4 protein-coding genes and 1 pseudogene are annotated in these 4107 nt (G+C 60.2%); all 5 read left to right on the plus strand.

Going from position 1 to position 4107, the window contains the following annotated elements; translation table 11 throughout:
* Positions 1-348, plus strand: a 348-nt coding sequence (gene rplK, locus B3D39_RS19260) for a 50S ribosomal protein L11 (protein ID WP_286789974.1), incomplete at its 5' end; no start/stop codon positions are given.
* A gap of 3 nt (positions 349-351) precedes the next feature.
* Positions 352-1050: a 50S ribosomal protein L1 gene (gene rplA / locus B3D39_RS19265; protein ID WP_075773827.1), complete on the plus strand. Its 699-nt coding sequence runs from the start codon at positions 352-354 to the stop codon at positions 1048-1050.
* Positions 1051-1309: 259 nt separating this feature from the next.
* Entirely contained in the window at positions 1310-1822 is a 513-nt protein-coding gene (gene rplJ, locus B3D39_RS19270; RefSeq protein ID WP_078521320.1) for a 50S ribosomal protein L10, read from the plus strand.
* A 66-nt stretch (positions 1823-1888) separates the two neighbouring features.
* Positions 1889-2263, plus strand: a complete 375-nt coding sequence (gene rplL / locus B3D39_RS19275) for a 50S ribosomal protein L7/L12 (RefSeq protein ID WP_078521318.1) — start codon at positions 1889-1891, stop codon at positions 2261-2263.
* A gap of 248 nt (positions 2264-2511) precedes the next feature.
* Positions 2512-4107, plus strand: a pseudogene (locus tag B3D39_RS19280) (DNA-directed RNA polymerase subunit beta); the annotation flags it as partial.

Consider the following 4107-nt stretch of genomic DNA (forward strand, 5'->3'; position numbering starts at 1 on the left):
ATGGAATTCTGCAAGGCGTTCAACGCCAAGACGCAGGAAATGGACAAGCAGGCGAAGATCCCGACGATCATCACCTACTACGCCGACAAGTCGTTCACCTTCGAGATCAAGCAGCCCACGGCTAGCTTCATGATCAAGCAGGCAGCCGGTCTCAAGCCGGTCGGCAAGCGTAACCGTCCGAAGGGTTCGGAAGCTCCGGGCCGCGTCGTCGCCGCGACCATCACCGCCGCTCAGGTGCGTGAGATCGCCGAAGCGAAGATGAAGGACCTGAACGCCAACGACATCGAAGGCGCGATGAACATCATCCTCGGCTCCGCGAAGTCGATCGGTATCGAGGTGAAAGGCTAAGTCATGGCAAAGCTCGGTAAACGCACCAAAGCCGCCCGCGAAGCCTTCGCCGGCAAGTCCAACGTCTCCGTCGAGGAAGCCGTTTCGCTGATCAAGTCGAACGCGAACGCGAAATTCGACGAGACCCTCGAAATCGCAATGAACCTCGGTGTCGACCCCCGTCACGCCGACCAGATGGTTCGTGGCGTCGTCGCTCTGCCGAACGGCACCGGCAAGACCGTCCGCGTGGCTGTCTTCGCTCGTGGCGCGAAAGCGGACGAAGCCAAGGAAGCCGGGGCCGATATCGTCGGCGCCGAGGACCTGATGGAAACCATTCAGGGCGGCACGATCGAATTCGATCGCTGCATCGCGACCCCGGACATGATGCCGATCGTCGGCCGTCTGGGTAAGGTCCTGGGCCCGCGCAACCTGATGCCGAACCCGAAAGTCGGCACCGTGACGATGGACGTGAAAGCGGCTGTCGAAGCGGCGAAAGGTGGCCAGGTTCAGTTCAAGGTCGAGAAGGCCGGCGTCATTCATGGCGGCATCGGCAAGGTCTCCTTCTCCGAGGAGCAGCTGGCCGAAAACATCCGCGCCTTCGTGGATGCCGTGACCAAAGCCAAGCCCGCCGGCGCGAAAGGCACCTACATGAAGAAGGTGTCCCTGAGCTCGACGATGGGCCCGGGCGTCGCCGTCGACATTACGTCGGCGACCGGCAACTAAGAGAATTCCACCGGGGGAAACCTCGGTGGGTGGTAGGGCGGCGGCCTGACGCCTCCGCCCTGACCTGTCCGAGACGGAGGGTGCCTGATCCCGCAAAGGTGACGGCTTAATTTCCTTCCTGAGATGGGGATCGAGACCAATTCCGGGTTTGGGCCTTCGGGCCGATCTCGGGCGATCTGGCCTCGGGCCCTTCGGACCCGACCCCGGGAAACCGGGACAATGAGAGCCGGGGGGAAACCCCCATACTTGGAGTGTAACTGTGGATAGAGCCCAAAAAGAGAAAGTGGTCGAGGAACTCGGCCAGATCTTCGCAAGCTCTGGCGTCGTAGTGGTTGCTCACTACGAAGGCATGACGGTTGCTAACATGCAGGACCTCCGCGCACGCATGCGTGAAGCGGGTGGTTCGGTTCGTGTTGCCAAGAACAAGCTCGCCAAGATCGCCCTTGAAGGTCAGCCCTGCGAAAGCATCGCTGAATACCTGACGGGCATGACCGTGCTTTCCTATTCTGAGGATCCTGTCGCTGCGGCGAAAGTGGTCGTCAAATATGCCAAAGAGAACGAGAAACTCTCGATCCTCGGCGGCGCAATGGGAGACTCGGCACTCGACATCGCTGGTGTCAAAGCTGTCGCTGACATGCCGTCGCGTGAAGAGCTCATCGCTCAGATCGTGTCGCAGATCGGCGCACCCGCTTCGAACATCGCCGGTGCCGTTGGCGCGCCTGCTTCGAACATCGCGAGCATCCTTTCGACCATCGAGGAAAAGGCTGCGTAAGCAATCGACTTGTCCCGTAGCGGCTTGAAACCGCGACGTTGGAAACCCAAATCTAGGAACTGAAAAATGGCTGATCTGAAAAAACTCGCCGAAGAAATCGTGGGTCTGACCCTCCTGGAAGCCCAGGAACTGAAAACCATCCTGAAAGACGAATACGGCATCGAGCCCGCCGCTGGTGGCGCTGTCATGATGGCCGGTCCGGCTGCTGGTGGCGAAGAAGCTGCTGAAGAGAAAGACGAATTTGACGTCGTTCTCGTCGAAGCTGGCGCTCAGAAGATCAACGTGATCAAAGAAGTCCGCGGCATCACCGGCCTGGGCCTGAAAGAAGCCAAAGAGCTCGTTGAAGCTGGCGGCAAGGTCAAGGAAGGCGCTGCGAAAGCGGAAGCCGAAGAGATCAAGAAAAAGCTCGAAGACGCTGGCGCGAAAATCGAGCTCAAGTAAGCGAGCCGGATGCGACTGCATCCGATCTGAAAAAAGGGCTGGGTCCGGGGTTTTCCCGAGCCCAGCCGAACCTGTCTCGGAGAGGGCTTTGCCCGTTTGAAGCTTTCTCCAAGGCGGTGTTCGCGGTTCGGGAGCCTTTCGGTGGGACGAAAGGCAGGTATGGAACCGCCCCCCCTTCATTCGCCTTGCGGCGTGCAATGGGCCCCGACATTGCATGTGCCGCGAAGAGACGAAAGGTCACGCAGAGCATGGCTCAAGCTTACGTTGGTCAGAAACGCATCCGTCGCTATTACGGCAAAATCCACGAAGTCCTCGAGATGCCGAACCTCATCGAGGTTCAGAAATCCTCCTACGATCTGTTCCTGCGCTCCGGCGAAGTCGATCAGCCCACTGATGGCGAGGGTATCCAGGGCGTCTTCCAGTCGGTCTTCCCGATCAAGGATTTCAACGACAACGCCATTCTGGAGTTCGTGAAATACGAGCTCGAAAAACCGAAATACGATGTCGACGAGTGCCAGGCTCGCGACATGACCTATTCGGCGCCGCTGAAGGTGACCCTGCGCCTCATCGTGTTCGATGTGGACGAGGAAACCGGCGCGCGTTCGGTCAAGGACATCAAGGAACAAGACGTGTTCATGGGGGATATGCCCCTCATGACCAAGAACGGTACGTTCATCGTGAACGGCACCGAGCGGGTCATCGTGAGCCAGATGCACCGCTCGCCGGGCGTGTTCTTCGACCATGACCGCGGCAAGACGCACTCCTCGGGCAAGCTGCTCTTCGCCTGCCGCATCATTCCCTATCGCGGCTCGTGGCTGGACTTCGAATTCGACGCCAAAGACCTCGTCTTCGCGCGTATCGACCGTCGTCGGAAACTGCCGGTGACCACGCTGCTCTACGCGCTGGGTCTCGATCAGGAAGGCATCATGGATGCCTATTACGACACCGTCACCTACACCGCGAAGGGCAAGTCGGGCTGGGTCACCAAGTTCTTCCCCGACCGCGTGCGCGGCACCCGTCCGACCTTCGACCTCGTCGATGCGGCATCGGGCGAAGTGATCCTGAAAGCGGGCGAGAAAGCGACCCCGCGCATGGTCAAGAAATGGCGTGACGACAACTCGGTTCCCGAGCTGCTCGTGCCGTTCGACCACATCATGGGCCGCTTCTGCGCCAAGGATATCGTCAACGACGAGACCGGCTTCATCTACATCGAAGCGGGCGACGAGCTGACGGCGGAATACGACAAGAACGGCGAGCTCTCGGGCGGTTCGATCAAGACCCTGATCGACAACGGCATCACCGAGATCCCGGTGCTCGACATCGATAACGTCAATGTCGGTCCCTACATCCGCAACACCATGGCGTCGGACAAGAACATGAACCGCGAAACCGCGCTCATGGATATCTATCGCGTCATGCGCCCGGGCGAGCCGCCGACCGTCGAGGCCGCGGACACCCTGTTCAACAGCCTGTTCTTCGACTCCGAGCGCTACGACCTCTCGGCCGTGGGCCGCGTGAAGATGAACATGCGTCTCGACCTCGATGCGCCGGACACCCAGCGCACGCTGCGCCGCGAAGACATCATCGCCTGCATCAAGGGCCTGGTGGAACTGCGCGACGGCAAGGGCGAGATCGACGACATCGACCACCTCGGCAACCGCCGTGTGCGTTCGGTCGGCGAACTGATGGAAAACCAGTATCGCGTCGGCCTGCTGCGCATGGAGCGCGCCATCAAGGAGCGTATGTCCTCGGTCGAGATCGACACGGTCATGCCGCAGGATCTGATCAACGCGAAACCGGCTGCGGCTGCGGTGCGTGAATTCTTCGGCTCCTCGCAGCTGTCG

This window comes from Thioclava sp. UBA3469 (genome assembly GCF_002378135.1).
Classification (GTDB): Bacteria; Pseudomonadota; Alphaproteobacteria; order Rhodobacterales; family Rhodobacteraceae; genus Thioclava; species Thioclava sediminum.

Coding starts and splice junctions, on each gene's coding strand:
- rplL (WP_078521318.1), top strand. CDS start 1,889: ATGGCTGATCTGAAAAAACTCGCCGAAGAAATCGTGGGTCTGACCCTC.
- rplA (WP_075773827.1), top strand. CDS start 352: ATGGCAAAGCTCGGTAAACGCACCAAAGCCGCCCGCGAAGCCTTCGCC.